Source organism: Niveibacterium umoris, assembly GCF_014197015.1.
GTDB lineage: Bacteria > Pseudomonadota > Gammaproteobacteria > Burkholderiales > Rhodocyclaceae > Niveibacterium > Niveibacterium umoris.
Genome location: NZ_JACIET010000004.1, coordinates 51,060 through 67,266, shown reverse-complemented (window position 1 = coordinate 67,266; position 16,207 = coordinate 51,060). Strand labels below are relative to the sequence as shown.

The window sequence follows — 16,207 nt, the reverse complement described above, 5'->3', positions numbered from 1 at the left end:
GCAACGAACGGCGGCGAAATGCAGTGTCTGGTCGATGGCTGGCACCCGGATCAAGTGCCGGCCAGGGCACGCGTCACGACGCGCCGATGTCAATGATCTCTTCGCAGGACTGATAGTCGTTGGTATAGGCGCCTGGCCGCCCTTCGGTATGGACCAGACGGTAGAAGCGATGGTCGCTCTTGCTGCTGCCTTCGCCCTTCTTGTAGATGTGAACGATGCGGATCTTCATGTCGATGCCGGACGCCTTGAAGGCGTAGTACTTGACGCCGCCCCACTCTGCGCTGAGCTTCTTCTTCTGGGTGTAACCGTACAGACCGTAGTCCTTGATGTCGTAGTCAAAACCACTGTGCAGCCAGCCATCCGGGGGTTCCTTGTCGAGCGGGTAGTCGCTGGAACGCGCCTTGCCGTCGCGCAGGTCGAGGATGAGTTGCTTGTTCAGTGCTCCGATCTGGTTCCATTTGACAGTAGCCATCAGGCGATCTCCGGTTGGGGTCGGGGGTTGGGTCAACAGCGACTTGGTTCTGCAGGATAGAAACCCGATTGCATACCGACAAGGCAATTTCGCGTGCGCAGAATGTGAGAAATCCACACCTCGATGAAACCGCTTGCGGCTGCCTATTCACGGCCTGCGCAGTGACTCGCCACAGGCACAGGCACCTCGGTACGCACGCGAGTGCTATAACGCGCCGGACACCTCGTACGATTGATCCATGCAACTCCGCCTGAAAGTCCTGATCCTCGCCGTCGCGCCCTTGCTGCTCGCCATCGCCGCAGTTGCAGCGGTCGTACGCATCGAGTCACGCGCGCTGGCGGAAGCCGAGCTTGCCGCGGTCGAGCCGGTACTGCTCGCCGCGCGCAAGGCCGAACTGCAGCACTACGTGCAACTCGCACTGGGCGCCGTCGAACGCCTGCACGGAAACGGCGATGATCAGGCGGCGCGCACCGAAGCATTGGCCACCCTGGCACGGCTCGACTACGGCCGCGACGGCTACTTCTTCGTCTACGACCTCGCCGGTCGCAACCTCATGCACCCGCGCCAGCCAGAGCTGGTCGGGCAGGATCTCTGGAACCTGCGAGATCCGCAGGGCACGCCGACGATCCAGCGCCTGATCGCGCAAGCCAAGGCCGGCGGCGGTTTCGTCGAGTTCATGTGGCAGCGCCCGTCGACCGGCAAGCTCGAACGCAAGCTCGGTTATGTCGCCCCGGAGCCCAAATGGGGCTGGATGATTGGCACCGGCATCTATCTCGATGACCTGGCCGACGCGCGGGCGCGCATCGACCGCGAGGCCTCCCACGCCATCAACGCGACGCTGGGCGTGATTGCCGGTATCGCGGTAGTGGCCGCCCTGCTGGTGGCGATGGGCGGGTTGGCGCTGAACCTGTCGGACCAGCGCGACGCCGAGGCGCGGATGCGCGCGCTGGCACACCAGGTGGTGCGCTCGCAGGAGAACGAACGCGCGCGGGTGGCGCGCGAGTTGCACGACGGCGTAAGCCAGTGGCTGGTGTCGGTGAAGTACATGTTCGAGTCGGTGCAGGTACGGCTTGATGCGCTCAAACACGACGATCTGGCGCCGGCCGCCGCATCGCTGGCGCGCGGCATCACGCGGCTGAACGAAGTGCTGCGCGAGATCCGCCGCATCTCGCACGGGCTGCGGCCAGCCGTGCTGGACGACCTCGGTCTCGCGCCAGCCCTGGCGCAGATCGTCGGCGAATTCGGCACGCGCACCGGCATCGCGACGGAATGCGACGCGGACCGCGACGTGCACCTCCCGGATGCCGTTGCGACCGCGCTCTTCCGTGTCACGCAGGAAGCACTCGCGAATGCCGAACGCCACGCGGGCGCGACGCAAGTACGTCTGACTCTGGGTCGCGTCGAGGGCGGCGTGCGACTGCAGATCCGTGATGACGGCAAGGGCTTCAACCTCGCCGAAGTGCATGAACACCCGCGCGGTGGCATCGGCCTGTCGAGCATGCAGGAGCGGGTCGAGACGCTGGGCGGGCGCTTCGACTTGCAATCGGGCCCGCAAGGCACGACGATCGAAGCCTTGTTCCCGGAAGCTGCATTGAAAGTCTGAACTGATGTCCGAAGCCGCCGCCAGCGTCCGCATCCTGCTCGTCGACGACCATCCGCTGGTGCGCGACGGCGTGCGCGCACGCCTTGAAACCGTGCCGGGTTTCGCCGTCGTGGCCGAGGCGGGCACTGCGACCGAGGCGCTCACCCAGGCGGAAATCCACACGCCGGATATCGCGCTGATGGACGTCGGCCTGCCCGGCACCAGCGGCGTAGAGCTGGCGCGCATGTGCCACGAGCGCTTTCCGGCGTTGCGCATCGTCATGCTGACCATGCATGACCAGCCGCAGGTGGTGGTGGAAGCGTTCCGCGCGGGCGCGCGCGGCTATGTGCTCAAGGACAGCCCGGCGCAGGAAATCGTCGCCGCGATCCAGACGGTGATGGCTGGCCGCCGGTATTACTCGGCCGGCGTGGCCGACGCGCTGGCGCACGGCGCCGCGCCGGAACCCTTGCTGTCGGTGCGCGAGAAAGAGGTGCTCGCGTTCATCGCAGAAGGGCTTTCGAGCAAGGAAATCGCGCAGCGGCTCGACCTGTCGGTGCGCACCGTCGAAACCCACCGTCTCAACATCAAACGCAAGCTGGAACTCGACGGCTCGGCCGCGCTGGCGCGCTTCGCGGTCGAGCGCAAGTGGACCGGACTCTAGGCGCCGCAGGCCACCCGATCAGTGCTCACCGAGCCGATCCGGCCGCAACAGTTCGATCTTGAACGCCGCCTCGTAGGGCGGCACATGGCACTCGACGACATCGCGGTCTGACAACTGAAGGCAGAGCCCGACCACATCGGCCTTCACCGGCAGCGTGGCAACGCAACGGTCGACCAGCACCGCGGCGTGCACCGCAGCTGCGCCGCGACCGGTCAGGTAGGCCAGCACCCGCGCCAGCGAGTGCCCCTCGAACAGCACGTCGTCGACCACCATGACCGTGGCGCGCGAGATGTCTCGCGCGGCGAACAGCGCATCTTCCGTGAGCTCGGTATCGGGGTGGAGCAACGCAAGATCGTCGGCATAGCGCTTGAGCTTGATCTCGTAGCGGGCGATATCGAGACCGTAGTTCGCCCGCAGGCGCGCCTGCAGCATCACCGACAGCGGCCCCCCACGCCGCAGGATGCCCAGCAGCAGCGGATCCTCGGCGCCGGCGAGCAAGGGGAAGGCCTGCGCCGCCATCCAGTCGACGACCATTTCAAGGCGCACCGCGTCGTACAAGGTGAAGCGCTGCCCCGCTACTGTGTGCTCCATTTGATGCCTCTTGGACACTCGACGTTCGCTACAGACGCCAGATTGCGCCAAGCAGCGGGGCTTGGCTTGTTAAGCGGCTGCTCGGGCGGAAGCGGCAACACTCACTGTCTTGGGTGGCACCCGCCAGACGCGCAAGTCGTCATGCGCAGCGGCCAATCCATTGCCGCATGGCGCACGGCCATCACAAGCCAAGCTCGCCCCACATCTGGTCCACGCGCCGCTTGACCGCCTCGTCCATGACGATCGGGCGCCCCCATTCGCGCTGCGTCTCGCCAGGCCACTTGTTGGTCGCATCCAGCCCCATCTTGCTGCCAAGCCCCGCCACCGGCGACGCGAAATCAAGGTAATCGATCGGCGTGTTGTCGACCAGTGTGGTGTCGCGGGTGGCGTCGACGCGCGTGGTCATCGCCCAGATCACTTCCTTCCAGTCGCGGATGTCCACGTCGTCGTCCACCACGATGATGAACTTCGTGTACATGAACTGGCGCAGGAAGCTCCAGATGCCGAACATCACCCGCTTGGCGTGGCCCGGGTAGGCCTTCTTGATGCTGACCACCGCCAGCCGGTAGGAGCAGCCCTCGGGCGGCAGGTAGAAATCGACGATCTCCGGGAACTGTTTCTGCAGCAGCGGCACGAAGACCTCGTTCAGCGCCAGACCCAGCATCGCCGGCTCGTCGGGCGGCTTTCCGGTGTAGGTGCTGTGATAGATCGGGTCGCGCCGCATCGTGATGCGCTCGATCGTGAAGACGGGGAAGTCCGACACCTCGTTGTAGTAGCCGGTGTGGTCGCCGTAGGGGCCTTCAGGCGCCATGTCGCCGGGGTGGATCACGCCTTCGAGCACGATCTCGGCCGAGGCCGGCACCTGCAGGTCCGAGCCCACGCACTTCACCAGCTCGGTCTTCGAGCCGCGCAGCAGGCCCGCGAACTGGTATTCGGAAAGCGAATCCGGTACGGGCGTTACTGCGCCAAGAATCGTCGCCGGATCGCAGCCCAGCACCACCGCGACCGGGAAAGGCTGGCCGGGGTTTGCCTGCTGGAACTCGCGATAATCTAGCGCGCCGCCACGATGCGCCAGCCAGCGCATGATCACCCGGTTCGGGCCCAACACCTGCTGGCGATAGATCCCGAGATTCTGGCGGTTCTTGTGCGGCCCGCGGGTAACGACCAGCCCCCAGGTGATCAGCGGCGCCGCATCCCCGGGCCAGCAGTGCTGGATCGGCAGGCGCGACAGGTCGACATCCTTGCCCTCCCAAACGATGTCCTGACACGGCGCCGAACCGACCACCTTGGGCGACATGTTCATCACCTGCTTCAGGATGGGCAGCTTCTCCCACGCATCCTTCAGCCCCTTGGGTGGCTCCGGCTCCTTCAGGAAAGCGAGCAGCTTGCCCACTTCCCGCAAGGTCGCCTTCCAGTCGCCCTCCTCACCCATGCCCCAGGCCACACGCTGCGGCGTGCCGAACAGGTTGGCGAGCACCGGCATCGCACATGGCCGCCCCTGGGTGTGTGGTTTCTCGAAAAGCAGCGCTGGTCCGCCTGCGCGCAGCACCCGATCTGCGATCTCGGTCATTTCGAGATGCGTATCGACAGGAATTGATATACGCCTCAAGTCACCGCGTTGTTCAAGTTGCGCAACGAACGCGCGCAGATCGTCATAACGCATCAAGACTGCTCCGGGCAAAACGGGCTGAGGATGATAGCGCGGCCGAGCAAAACGCCCTCGCGGCTGCGCACGCGCCTCCCAGAATATGCCAAAGCGATGAGGCGATAGACGCGACGAAATTTCTTACACATGGGTTCAGGCATCTTTTTTGTACGGCATTTTTCTTTTTGTTTTCAAACCCTTAAACAACCATCAAAAATTGGCACCGTTCATGCTTAGTACTGCGCAGAAGGAGGTCCGGGTCGGACTCCAGTGACAACGAGGTTAATGATATGAAAATGAAGACACTCGCTGCCGCCCTGCTGCTTGTTGGCGGCGCCGCAGTTGCAACGACCGCGAACGCGTCGGCTGTCATCACCAACGGCACTGTCAGCCTGGGTGTGAATGACCTCGGCCAGCTGAACTACAATGGCGTGGGCGTCCAGTACAACGCGACGGGCAATGACGGTACCGTGTATGGCTGCCCGTGCGAAGGCTGGGGTGCTGCAATCGTTTCTTCTGGCACGGCCGGCTATGCCAATAATGCCACCGGCATTGGCGGACTCACTCTGGTCAGCTTCACCTCCACGGCATCCACAGCAATTTCGGTGTCGCGCGTCGGCAGCTCGCTGGAAGTGACCCACAACTATCACCCGATCGCGGGAACGCCGAACCTCTACGCAGATGACGTCACGATCAAGAACCTGCAAACGGTTGCGATCGCGGCCGGTGACCTGCGCTATCGCCGCGTGATGGACTGGGATATCGCCCCGACCGCATTCGCTGAGTATGTGACGATTCAAGGTGTGCCGGCCGCGCTTGGCATTGCCAACGGCAGCAACGTCTATCGCACAGACAACAACGGCTTCAACGACGCAAACCCGCTGACCTTCTCGTCCTACGGTCTGCTCAACACCAACTTCACCGACGCAGGTCCGCGTGACCATGGCGCGCTGTTCGACTTTGAGTTCGCCGCCCTCGACGCTGGCGCAGAACTGAAGTTCACGACCTACTATGGCGCAGCCGGCACCGAAGCGGATGCCGATCTGGCACGTCGCCTGGTGGATGGCGATGCGAGCGATATCGACATCGGCCTGTACTCGTACGGCCAAGCCAGCGTTGCTGGCGGTCCGACGCTCGGCATCCCGAACACGTTCATCTTCGGTTTCAACGTGACGGGTGGTGTGTTTGTTCCGCCGGATACCGGCGTGCCTGAGCCGGGCAGCCTCGCGCTCGCAGGCCTTGGCCTCGCAGGCTTGGCAGCAGCTCGCCGCCGCAGCGCCAAGTAATCTGCCGCACAGCTGATCGTTCATACCCCTTTCCGGTCTCCGGAAAGGGGTATTCTCATTTCTGGCTTCCGACTTCTTGCAACCCTTGTTTGAATCGCAATGAGATACCACGCCCTGGCTCTGATTCTTGCTGTCGCCGTTCCTGCGATCGTTCAGGCGGCTCCCATCTATAACTATCTGGACATTCAACCGCGCACGGCGACCAAAGCAACTACCCCGCTTGATCGAGGCTACGATGCGCTGAATGCAAAGCAATTTTCAGAAGCAAGCCGCCTGTTCCAAGAAGCAGCAAAAGAAGATCCGAAGGACCCACTGCCGATGCTTGGGCTGGCTGACGTTGCGAGGCTCCAGAACAAAGACACCGATGCCAGCAACTGGGTCAAGAAGGCTTTCGAGGTCGCGCCGCAATCCCTTCCCGCGCTGGTCGCGATGGGCCGCTTGAGTCTTGCGAAGAAGCAGTGGGGGGATGCAGAGCGCTACTTCTTAGAGGCAACGCGCGTCTCCCCGAACGCCGTTGCTCCCCAGTTAGACCTCGGGGAACTCTACCTCAACGTGTTACACAAGCCAGGTCCTGCCGTCGATGCATTCCGCAAGGCTTCGGAATTGAAACCTGACCACGCAGGCGCCCGCTTTGGCCTCGGGATGGCGCTTTTGGCGAAACAGAATCCAGCAGAAGCAGCGACGTCACTCGCCGAGGCCACCCGGCTCGCGCCGGATAATCCGCTTGCCTTCTTTGGCCTGGGGCAGGCAGAAGCTGCTCGTGGCGACTCGCGCGCGGCTGCGCGCGCGTTCGACCGGGCCATTGCACTGGATCCCAAGTTCAGCGCGGCAATGATTCAAGGCGCTGAAGCAAAACGAGCGACGGGTGACATGAGCGGCGCGCTCGCACTGATCGACCAGGCTGCTGGCCTCGAACCAGGCTCTTCACAGGTACGTTTCAAACAGGGCTTGATGCACCATGTCGCGGGCGATCCCGCAGGCGCCTTTTCCGGCTACGCTGCAGCCATGAAGGCAGACCCGAAGCTGCCGTTGCCGTTCAACAACGCCGCCGCCCTCGCCGCAGAGCGCAAGGAACGCCTCGATGAAGCGCTCGTGTGGGCCAAAAAGGCGTGCGCATTGGCACCCAACGAAGTCACTTTCCTCGACACCTTGGCCGCCGTCCACCGTGCGCGCGGCGAGCGTTCAGAAGCCGTAAGGATTCTTGAAAAGATCGCGGCATCCGAAAAGCCGCCAGCCGACTCGCTTTACCAACTCGGGCTTCTGCGACAAGAGGCGGGCCAGAGCAAGGAGGCGGTTCAAGCCTACAGACGTGCGCTACAGACGGATCCTTCGTTTGCCGGTGCACGCGACGCCAAATCGAGAATCGACCAGTTGGAGCCGAAGCGCTGACACGACGACTCCCGCCTCAGCGCGCAGCGTAATCCGCAGCCAAACCGGCGAATACGGCGGCACCGAACCAGGTGTTGTGCAGGAAAGCCTTGAAACAGTGGGTGCGCTCGCGCGAGCGGATCAGCGTGAAGTGATAGATCGCGATGCAGGCGGCCACCAGCAGCCCGACGTGGAACCACAACCCGCGTTGGTGGTACATCCCTACGCAGGCGAGGATTCCGAGCGTGGCGACGTAGCACATCATGACCGCGGCGACATCAAAGCGGCCGAAGGTAATTGCTGAAGTCCGGATACCGATCTTCAAGTCATCGGGGCGATCCACCATCGCGTATTCGGTGTCATAGGCAATTGCCCAGAACACGTTTGCCAGCAAGAGCAGCCAGGCGGTGGCCGGCACCTCGCCCCACACTGCCGCGTAGGCCATCGGGATTCCAAATCCGAACGCGATGCCAAGATACGCCTGCGGGATAGCAAGGAAACGCTTGGTATAGGGGTAGCTTGCCGCGAGCAACACCGCCGGCACCGACAGGGCCCACACCAGGCGGTTCAGGGGCAGGATCAGCACGAAGGCGCACAGTGCGAGCGCCGCGGCCAGCAGCAATGCCTCCTTCGGAGCGACTGCGCCCACTGCAAGCGGGCGATTGCGCGTGCGCTCGACACGCCCGTCGAATTCGCGGTCCGCATAATCGTTGATTACGCAACCCGCCGAGCGCATCAGCACGGTGCCCAGCACGAAGATCCACACCACCCAAAGGCTCGGTCGGCCGGCCCCGGCAAACCACAACCCCCAAAGCGTGGGCCACAGCAACAACAGGATGCCGATGGGTTTGTCGAGGCGCATCAGCTTTTCGTAGATGCGGAGTCGTTCGCGCAGATTCATTTGTCGAGCTTTCCGATCGTCGGCAAAAAGACTTCTGTCACCAGAATGGGCCGCGCCCTGCGAAAGAAGATACTCCGACGCGCCCACAATCCCTCGCCGACTGCAATGTGGCTGGACGAGACAGCGCGCTTCCAGCGCGCGTCGCGCGCATCGATGCGTTTGATCTGCAATGGCCCGCGCGACACCGAGCGATCGGCGAACAGCACCGCGCCAAGCGGCCGCGTGCCCAAGCCCGCAACCAGGTGCCAGGCGCCACGCAAGTGCCGAGGCAGCACCACTGAATGTGCAAAGACCACTGGCACCCCGTCGGCGCACAGCAGGACTTCGCGCACCAGCGCCGACGCATGCCAACGCACTCCGATCAGCTTGCGCTCATCGGGCAGAGGAAGGCCGAGACGCTGTTGCACCAGGCGCACTTCGAACGCACGGCATCGCGCGCGAATGCGGGCGGTGAGCGAGCCGCGCTCGGTCAGCCAGGCGCGAAGCTCGCCACGCGGCATGCAGGGGTGTTTCGGAAGCCAGCGTTCCCGACGCGGGCGAGACAGGATTTTAGGACTCATGCTGGCGCTGGATGATACCGGGAGCGCGCCGTTTCATCCTGTTTCAGTTCGCCGGAAAAGGGGTTCAGACCCCCATGCTAAACTGCGCCGCCTGCACGCTTGCTTGCCAAGCCCGACAGTTCAGAGGTGCTCCGAATGGATCTGATAGCCCATATTTCCCAACAGTTCGAAGACAGCGCAAACGCCAAGATCACAGCGGTCGACGTGATGGCCGCACCCATCGCCGCCGCGATCGAAGCGATGACCCAGGCGTTGATGAACGGCGGCAAGATCCTCGCCTGCGGCAATGGCGGGTCGGCGGCGGACTGCCAGCACTTCGCGGCCGAATTGATCGGCCGATTCGAGCGCGAACGACCGGAACTCGCGGCGCTCGCGCTGACGACCGACACCTCGGCGCTCACCGCAATCGCCAATGACTACGCTTTTGAACAGGTCTTCGCCAAACAGGTTCGCGGACTCGGCCTGGCGGGCGACGTACTGCTCGCCATCTCGACATCCGGCAATTCGGGCAATGTCATGGCGGCGATCGAGGCAGCACATGAACGCGACATGCGGGTCGTTGCGCTGACAGGCAAGGGTGGCGGCAAGATCGGTGCAATGCTGCGCGACGGAGACGTGCACCTCTGCGTGCCGCACGATCGCACCGCGCGCATCCAGGAAGTCCACATCCTCACGATCCATTGCATCTGCGATGGCATCGACTGCCTGCTGCTGGGAGCCGACGCATGATGATTCGCCGCATTCTTTCTGCCGCTGCACTCTTGCTCGCCATACAGGGCTGTGTCCCGATCGTCGCCACCGGCGTGGGCGTAGGCGTCACGGCCACACTGGATCGGCGCTCCTATGGCACCCAGGTCGAGGATTCGACGATCGAGACCAAGGGCTCGTCGGCGATCTCGAACAAACTCGGCCCTGCTGCGCGAGTGTCCGTCACCAGTTACAACCGGGTGGTGCTGCTCAGCGGTGAAGTGCCGGACGCGGCCGCCAAGGCCGAAGCCGAGCGTCAGCTGGCGAGCATTCCGAACCCAGCACGCAGCGTGCACAACGAACTGGTGATCGGGCCGCGAGCGAGTTTTTCCACGCAGAGCAATGACCTGCTGATCACGTCGTCGGTGAAGGCCCGCCTTGTCGAGACCAAAGAGATTTCCAGCATCCACGTCAAGGTGGTCGTCGAGTCGGGAATCTGCTACTTGATGGGCATGCTGACCCCGCGCGAAATCGAGGTCGCCACCTACGTCGCCTCAACCACTTCCGGCGTGATACGCGTGGTTCGCGTTTTCGAAACGCTGACGCCAGAACAGGCCAAGCAACTGGACTCGGCTGCCGGCGTCAAATAAGCCGCGCAACAGTTCAGAAGACGCCATGGGCCGCAAACGCGGCCCATTTTCGTTCACGCTCGGACCGGCCCACGAGGCCTTGACGCGCGCGGGCCACGCAATCACAATGATAACCATTCCCATTCCCGTCTCTGGGTGCCCACGGGCTTGCGGCCCATATTGCTTCGGACTTAGGCTATGTACGTCTGCATCTGTAATGCGATCACCGAACGCGACGTCAAACAGGCTGCGCATGAAGGCGCGCGCCGCTTGCGCGATTTGAGCGAGTCGCTCGGTGTTGCCACCCAGTGCGGTCGTTGCGCGGAGCATGCCCTGACCTGCCTTCGCGCTTGCCATGCCTGCCCCAACGCGCAACCACACGCGCACGAACGGAGAGTCCGACATGAAAGGCGACAAGAAGGTCATCCAGCTGCTCAACAAGCAGCTTAAGCACGAACTCACCGCAATCAATCAGTACTTCCTCCACGCCCGGATCTACAAGAACTGGGGCTTCGACCGGCTTGGCTCGCACGAGTATCACGAGTCGATCGAGGAGATGAAGCACGCCGACAAGCTGATCGAACGCATCCTGATGATCGAGGGCCTGCCCAATCTGCAGGATCTGGGCAAGCTGATGATCGGCGAGAACGTCGTCGAGTGCATGCAGGGCGACCTTTCGCTGGAAACCAATGCCCATGGCGACCTGAAGGACGCGATTGCCCACTGCGAATCGGTGCGCGACTACGTGTCGCGCGACATCCTGCAAGAGATCCTCGACGACACCGAGGAACACATCGACTACCTCGAAACCCAGCTCGAACTGGTCGAGAAGGTCGGCCTGCCGAACTACCTGCAGTCGCAGATGAAGCCGGCGGATTCCTGATCCGCATCGCATTGCCGACCTGTGCCCCGCCGTGTGCGGGGCATTTTCTTTTGAGGCTCAATCGAGCTTCGGATAGCCGGTAATGCGCTGGATCTCGGCGTAGAGCGGCGCGAGGCGTTCGTACATGTGGCGGTAGACGCGCGTATAGAGCGCCTCGTAGAGCGTCGCGTTGACGTGGATCGGTTCGAAGGTCCGCGCAACGCGCGTCATCGCGACGACCGCCGTATCAAAGTCACGGTGAAGACCCAGCCCCACCGCGCAGTCGATCGCTGCGCCGAGGCCGGATGTCTCGTAGGTATGCGGGCGTGAAGTCGGCAGATTGAAGATGTCGGCCGTCAACTGCATCGCTGCATCCGACTGAGAGCCACCGCCCGAGACCCGCAGCTCGCGCATCGCCACCCCGCTCTTCTTCTCGATGCGCTCGCGGCCATCGCGCAGCGCGTAGGCCAAGCCCTCGAGGATCGCGCGGTACAGGTGGGCCTTGGTATGCACATCGCCGAAGCCGATCACCGCGCCCTTGGCATCCGGCCCGGGATGACGGATTCCCGGCGACCAGAAAGGCTGCAGCATCAGGCCCATCGAGCCGGGCGGCACGGTAGCGACCATCTCGTCGAAGAGCGACTCGGGCACGATGCCGGCCTGCTCTGCCGCCAGTTGCTCCGCCTGCCCGAACTGCTCCTTGAACCAGCGCACCATCCAGTAGCCGCGAAAGATCTGCACTTCGCTGCTGTACTGCCCCGGCACCGCGGCCGGATACGGCGGCACCCAAGGAAGCGCCTCGAAGTAGCGACGCGTGGTGACGTTCACCGTCGCCGTGGTGCCGTAGGACAGTGCGCCGACCTCCGGCGTCAGCGCGCCGGCGCCGAGGATTTCGCAAGCCTTGTCCGCCGCAGCGGCAATCACCGGCAGGCCTTCCGGGATACCGGTGTCTGCGGCAGCCGCCCGCGTCACCTGCCCCAGCGTCGCACCCACCGGCAGGAGCTCGGGCAACACATCTGGCGCCAGCGCGAGCGCCTGCCATTTCCAGTCCAACGAGCGCGCCCAGGCGAGCCGTTTGAAATCGAAGGGCAGATAGCCAACCTGCGCGCCGACCGAATCCACATGCCGACCGGTCAGGCGGAAATTGAGCCAGCCCGACAGCAGCAGGAACTTGTGCGTCTTCGCCCACAGCGCCGGCTCGCACTCGGCGAACCAGTTGGCCTCAGCCTCGCGCTGGAAGTAGCGGATCGTGTCGGCCACGCCGGCCGCCTTGAACGCGGCCCGCCACCACGGCGCGATGGTCGGCACCCGCTGCGCCTTGCGCTGGTCGAGCCAGATCAAAGCGGGATGCAGCGCTTTGCCCTGAGCATCGATCGGGATCACGGTGCCGCGTTGGGTTGTGACAGCCACGCCGCGGAGCGCCGGCTTCAGATGGCCGTGCGAGGCCCAGAGCTGCTGGCAAGCCTGCGCCGTCGCCGCCCAGAAACCCTCGGCATCGTGCTCCAGCCAGCCCGGTTGCGGCGCGCGGTAGTCGTCGAAATGCACTTGCGCCTTGCCAACGAGTTCGCCCTGCAGATCGAACAGCAGCGCGCGCACGCTCTGCGTGCCGCAATCGAGCGAGAGCAGAAGATCATCCGGGGTAGGCGTCGTCATGCGTGCTCCAATCCTGGCGTGGCTTCGCGCGGCAGCGCATAGCAGCGCTGCACGATGTCCAGATAACGCGCCACCTCGGCCCGCCAACGCGTTGCGTCCCAGCCGAGCAGCGGGCGCGCGATCTGCTCGACGCGCGGCAGGATCTCCGCGCCGCCATTGCGCAGCAGCAAGCCAAGCCGGGTGCGCCGCAGCAGCAGGTCGTCGAGGTGTTGCACCTGCTCCGCCTGCGCAGCGTAACGCAGCTCGGCCCACAGCGTAGGCGTGCCGCAGATCCGCGCCAGCTCGCCCGGGGCGGCGCCCGCAACCAGCGCCTCGGCCGCCACGCCGTAGCGCCCGATCAGACGCGCACATAGATCCGGCGGCACGGCAGCCAGCGCGGCGGACTTCGCGACCGGCGCAAAGATGCTGACCGTAGCGCTTCGGCCGGCGGCGGGCAGGCGTGGCGCCAGACGCGCCAGCGCATCCACCGCAATCGCGCGGAAGGTGGTCAGCTTGCCGCCGGTCACAGTCAGCAGCCCGGCTTCGTCCAGCACAATGTGATCGCGGGTCTCCTTCGACGGGTCCGCCCGCCCGCTGGCCACCACCGGCCGCACACCGGCATAGGCCGACAACACATCCGCATCGCCCAGCGCGAGCGACGGAAACTGCCAGGCCAGCGCCTCGAACAGATAGTCCGCCTCGCCGCGCGTGATGCCAGGCTCAAGGGCCAGGTCGGCGGAGTGGTCCTCATCGGTGGTGCCTACCAGCGCTATGCCTTCCCACGGATAGGCAAACACCGGCCGGCCGTCGCGCGGGTGCATGAAGGCCACCGCCTGCGCCAAGGGCAGCCGCCAGAGCGGAAACAGCAGATGGCTACCGCGCAGCGGACGCAGCTTGGGTGCGGCCCCCAAGGTGGCGCGCAGGCCGTCGGCCCACACGCCGGTGGCGTTCACCACGCAGCGGGCGCGCAGCGCGTAGGCGGCGCCCGCCTCCGGCTGCAGCCGCGCGCCGCACACGCCAGTCGCGTCGCGCAGCAGCGATTCGACGCGGGTGTAGTTCATCAGCCGCGCGCCATGCGCACGCGCTTCCTGCAGCACACGCAGCACCAGCCGGGCATCATCGGTCTTCGCGTCGAGATAAGTGCTTGCGCCTTGAAGACCAGCCCGGCCGACGTGGGGCGCAAGCCAGGCGGCACGGTCGGCGGCGTGGTAACGGCGGCTACGCACGCCCGCGAAGGCGTCGTAGATCGCCAGCCCCGCGCCCAACAGCCAGCGCCCCGGCGAACGACCGCGGTAGTGGGCCATCAGGAAGCCTTGCGGCTCGACCAGCCCGGGGGCGTCACGCATCAGTACGGCGCGTTCGTGCACCGATTCGCGGGTCAGCCCGGGCTTACCCTCGCGCAAATAGCGCAGGCCGCCGTGCACCAGCTTCGACGAGCGCGACGAGGTGCCCCAGGCAAAGTCGCGCGCTTCGACCAGCGTCACGGTCAGGCCGCGACGCGCCGCCTCCAGCGCGATGCCTGCGCCGGTGATGCCGCCGCCGACCACCAGCAGGTCGCTATCGGTGTTCATCAATCGCGGTCGCCGAAGAGGTTGCCGGGCGTCATCACGCCGAGAGGGTCGAGTTGCCGCCGCACCGCGTCGAGCATTGCGAGCCCCGCAGCGCCCTTCTCCGCGGCGAGCCAGGGCGCATGGTCCTGGCCGACACCATGCTGGTGGGTAATGGTGCCGCCTTGCGCGACGATGGCCTGCGACACCGCGCGCTTGAGTGCCTGCCAGCGCGCGAAGCTGGTTTCGAAATCCGGCCCGACGCGGAACACGAATGTCGAGTAGACGCTGGAGCCCTGCGGATACACATGCGAGAGGTGGGTGTAGCAATGCGTGCGCTCGCCAAAGCTCGCCAGTGCGTCGCGCCCGGCCGTCTCGATAGCCGCCATCATCGGCGCCACACGCGGCCAGTCACAGGCGGTTTCCATGGTATCGACCGCATAGCCGGCGACCCACAGGCTGTTGCGCAGATACACGCCACGGAAGCGGTTGGCACGCCACTTCTCGCCCAGCAACTGGCCGGTCGAGACGCCGCCGTGCGCTCGGATGATGACGCCCGCCTGCCGCCGCATCGCGCGCAGCTGCGCCTTGCTGCCGGTGAAGCCGGCGAACAGCAGGCATTTGTCGGCGCCAGCGCCGCGCAGCGCGAGATAGCGTTCCAGCCAGCCGATCGCGGCAGCGTGGCCGGCGAGCTTCAGCGTGGTCAGGGTCTCGATCGGGTTCGCGAGCCGCATCATCGACAGCCCGATGCGGGCCTGCGCCAGCGCCTGTACCGCGGCCTGGGCGCGCGCCCAGTCGGGGAAGAACACGCCGACGAACTGTTCGGCTTCGGGCAAGCGGGTGACCCGAACCGTGGCATCGGTCAGCACACCGAAACGGCCTTCGGAGCCGAGTACCCATTCGCGCAGATCCGGCCCCGCCGCCGAGGCCGGGAAGGTCGGCAGATCAAGCGGCCCGGAGGGTGTTTCCAGATGCCCGCCGGCGAACAACTGTTCAATGCGCCCGAAGCGCGAGGACTGCTGGCCGGACGAGCGGGTGACCACCCAGCCGCCCAGCGTCGAGTATTCGAAGCTCTGCGGAAAGTGGCCCAGCGTGTAGCCATGGGCGCGCAATTGGGCTTCGAGGTCGGGGCCGAGCACGCCGGCCTCGAAGGTGGCGAGCTGGGCGTCGCGGTCCAGCGCGGTGAGCCGCATCATGCGGGTGAGGTTCATGGTCAGCACCGGCTTGTCGCCAACAGGCGAAAGGTGGCCGACCACCGAGGTGGCACCGCCGCAGGGGCGCACCGACACGCCGTGCGCCTGCGCCCAGCCGAGCAGTTCGCGCACCGTCTCGCGCGTTTCAGGGAAGGCGACCCCGTCGCTGACGCGGCCCAGCACTCCGAAACGCAGGCGCAGCCAGTCCGCGCACGATTGGCCAAAGCTCGCCGCCAAGCGCGCCGCAGGTGACGTATCGATCAGCGGATGCGGCGGCAAGCGGCTCGGTTGTGCCGCCACCTGCGCCAGCGCTGCCTCGTAGACGGCATCGTTCGGCGCCGTGCCCGGGCCGACGATGTCGGCCAGGAAACCCAGAGCCTCCGGTTTGAGGGGCTGTTCGATGGCGGTATCGCCCCAGCCGTTCCAGCGTCGCATGTGTTCACTCCCTGTCGATGTCGCCCTTGGTGGGTGGCCGTCCCCGGCCTTCCGCCGCGCACGCGAGCCGGTACAGAAAGTCCGGCACGCGGCTGACCACAATCCGCGGCGACAGGTAGGATTGTCCGCAGTGACCGGCGCCCGCGCTTGTCGCCT

General features: G+C 65.1%; 16 protein-coding genes. 8 read left to right on the top strand and 8 right to left on the bottom strand.

The genetic code is table 11. From position 1 onward, the window contains the following. Positions 1 to 73: 73 nt before the first annotated feature. On the bottom strand, positions 74 to 472 hold the full coding sequence (locus GGR36_RS20575; RefSeq protein ID WP_183638029.1) for a hypothetical protein: 399 nt from the start codon (positions 470 to 472) through the stop codon (positions 74 to 76). 238 nt (positions 473 to 710) lie between these two features. Between GGR36_RS20575 and GGR36_RS20570 the strand changes: the two genes are divergently transcribed. Both GGR36_RS20570 and GGR36_RS20565 read left to right on the top strand, forming a co-directional pair. After that, positions 711 to 2,075 (top strand): cache domain-containing protein, encoded by a 1,365-nt coding sequence (locus tag GGR36_RS20570; RefSeq protein ID WP_183638027.1) that lies wholly within the window; start codon positions 711 to 713, stop codon positions 2,073 to 2,075. Positions 2,076 to 2,079: 4 nt separating this feature from the next. Further along, positions 2,080 to 2,715, top strand: coding sequence for a response regulator (locus GGR36_RS20565; RefSeq protein WP_183638024.1), 636 nt, complete (start codon positions 2,080 to 2,082; stop codon positions 2,713 to 2,715). Positions 2,716 to 2,733: 18 nt separating this feature from the next. Here the strand turns inward: GGR36_RS20565 and GGR36_RS20560 are convergent, their stop codons facing one another. Both GGR36_RS20560 and ubiD read right to left on the bottom strand, forming a co-directional pair. Then, a complete protein-coding gene (locus GGR36_RS20560) occupies positions 2,734 to 3,306 on the bottom strand; it encodes a phosphoribosyltransferase family protein (protein ID WP_183638021.1) in 573 nt (190 codons plus the stop codon). A 181-nt stretch (positions 3,307 to 3,487) separates the two neighbouring features. Beyond that, positions 3,488 to 4,969 carry a 4-hydroxy-3-polyprenylbenzoate decarboxylase gene (ubiD, locus tag GGR36_RS20555; RefSeq protein ID WP_183638018.1) on the bottom strand — a complete coding sequence of 494 codons (1,482 nt, stop codon included), beginning with the start codon at positions 4,967 to 4,969 and terminating at the stop codon, positions 3,488 to 3,490. A 278-nt stretch (positions 4,970 to 5,247) separates the two neighbouring features. Here ubiD and GGR36_RS22025 point away from each other — a divergent pair, with 278 nt between their 5' ends. Then, positions 5,248 to 6,237, top strand: a complete 990-nt coding sequence (locus GGR36_RS22025) for a PEP-CTERM sorting domain-containing protein (protein ID WP_242533486.1) — start codon at positions 5,248 to 5,250, stop codon at positions 6,235 to 6,237. 99 nt (positions 6,238 to 6,336) lie between these two features. Beyond that, positions 6,337 to 7,626 carry a tetratricopeptide repeat protein gene (locus GGR36_RS20545; RefSeq protein ID WP_183638015.1) on the top strand — a complete coding sequence of 430 codons (1,290 nt, stop codon included), beginning with the start codon at positions 6,337 to 6,339 and terminating at the stop codon, positions 7,624 to 7,626. A gap of 16 nt (positions 7,627 to 7,642) precedes the next feature. Here the strand turns inward: GGR36_RS20545 and ubiA are convergent, their stop codons facing one another. Next, positions 7,643 to 8,506, bottom strand: a complete 864-nt coding sequence (gene ubiA / locus GGR36_RS20540) for a 4-hydroxybenzoate octaprenyltransferase (RefSeq protein WP_183638012.1) — start codon at positions 8,504 to 8,506, stop codon at positions 7,643 to 7,645. Continuing rightward, a complete protein-coding gene (locus tag GGR36_RS20535) occupies positions 8,503 to 9,066 on the bottom strand; it encodes a chorismate--pyruvate lyase family protein (protein WP_183638010.1) in 564 nt (187 codons plus the stop codon). The genes ubiA and GGR36_RS20535 overlap by 4 nt, the downstream gene beginning before the upstream one ends. Positions 9,067 to 9,201: 135 nt before the next feature. Here GGR36_RS20535 and GGR36_RS20530 point away from each other — a divergent pair, with 135 nt between their 5' ends. From GGR36_RS20530 to bfr, 4 genes are all read left to right on the top strand, one after another. Then, a complete protein-coding gene (locus GGR36_RS20530; protein ID WP_183638007.1) occupies positions 9,202 to 9,795 on the top strand; it encodes a phosphoheptose isomerase in 594 nt (197 codons plus the stop codon). After that, entirely contained in the window at positions 9,792 to 10,403 is a 612-nt protein-coding gene (locus tag GGR36_RS20525) for a BON domain-containing protein (protein ID WP_183638005.1), read from the top strand. Before GGR36_RS20530 ends, GGR36_RS20525 begins: the two co-directional genes overlap by 4 nt. Positions 10,404 to 10,580: 177 nt before the next feature. Continuing rightward, positions 10,581 to 10,832, top strand: a complete 252-nt coding sequence (locus GGR36_RS20520) for a (2Fe-2S)-binding protein (protein ID WP_183638002.1) — start codon at positions 10,581 to 10,583, stop codon at positions 10,830 to 10,832. Then, positions 10,786 to 11,265 (top strand): bacterioferritin, encoded by a 480-nt coding sequence (bfr, locus tag GGR36_RS20515; RefSeq protein WP_183637999.1) that lies wholly within the window; start codon positions 10,786 to 10,788, stop codon positions 11,263 to 11,265. Before GGR36_RS20520 ends, bfr begins: the two co-directional genes overlap by 47 nt. A gap of 57 nt (positions 11,266 to 11,322) precedes the next feature. Here bfr and GGR36_RS20510 read toward each other — a convergent pair whose 3' ends face one another. Genes GGR36_RS20510 through GGR36_RS20500 form a run of 3 tightly spaced genes read right to left on the bottom strand, consistent with a single transcriptional unit; the run spans position 11,323 to position 16,051 of the window. Beyond that, on the bottom strand, positions 11,323 to 12,897 hold the full coding sequence (locus GGR36_RS20510) for an FGGY-family carbohydrate kinase (protein WP_183637995.1): 1,575 nt from the start codon (positions 12,895 to 12,897) through the stop codon (positions 11,323 to 11,325). Next, a complete protein-coding gene (locus GGR36_RS20505) occupies positions 12,894 to 14,447 on the bottom strand; it encodes a glycerol-3-phosphate dehydrogenase/oxidase (RefSeq protein ID WP_183637993.1) in 1,554 nt (517 codons plus the stop codon). Before GGR36_RS20505 ends, GGR36_RS20510 begins: the two co-directional genes overlap by 4 nt. Beyond that, on the bottom strand, positions 14,447 to 16,051 hold the full coding sequence (locus GGR36_RS20500; protein WP_183637990.1) for an FAD-binding oxidoreductase: 1,605 nt from the start codon (positions 16,049 to 16,051) through the stop codon (positions 14,447 to 14,449). Before GGR36_RS20500 ends, GGR36_RS20505 begins: the two co-directional genes overlap by 1 nt. Positions 16,052 to 16,207: the final 156 nt, after the last annotated feature.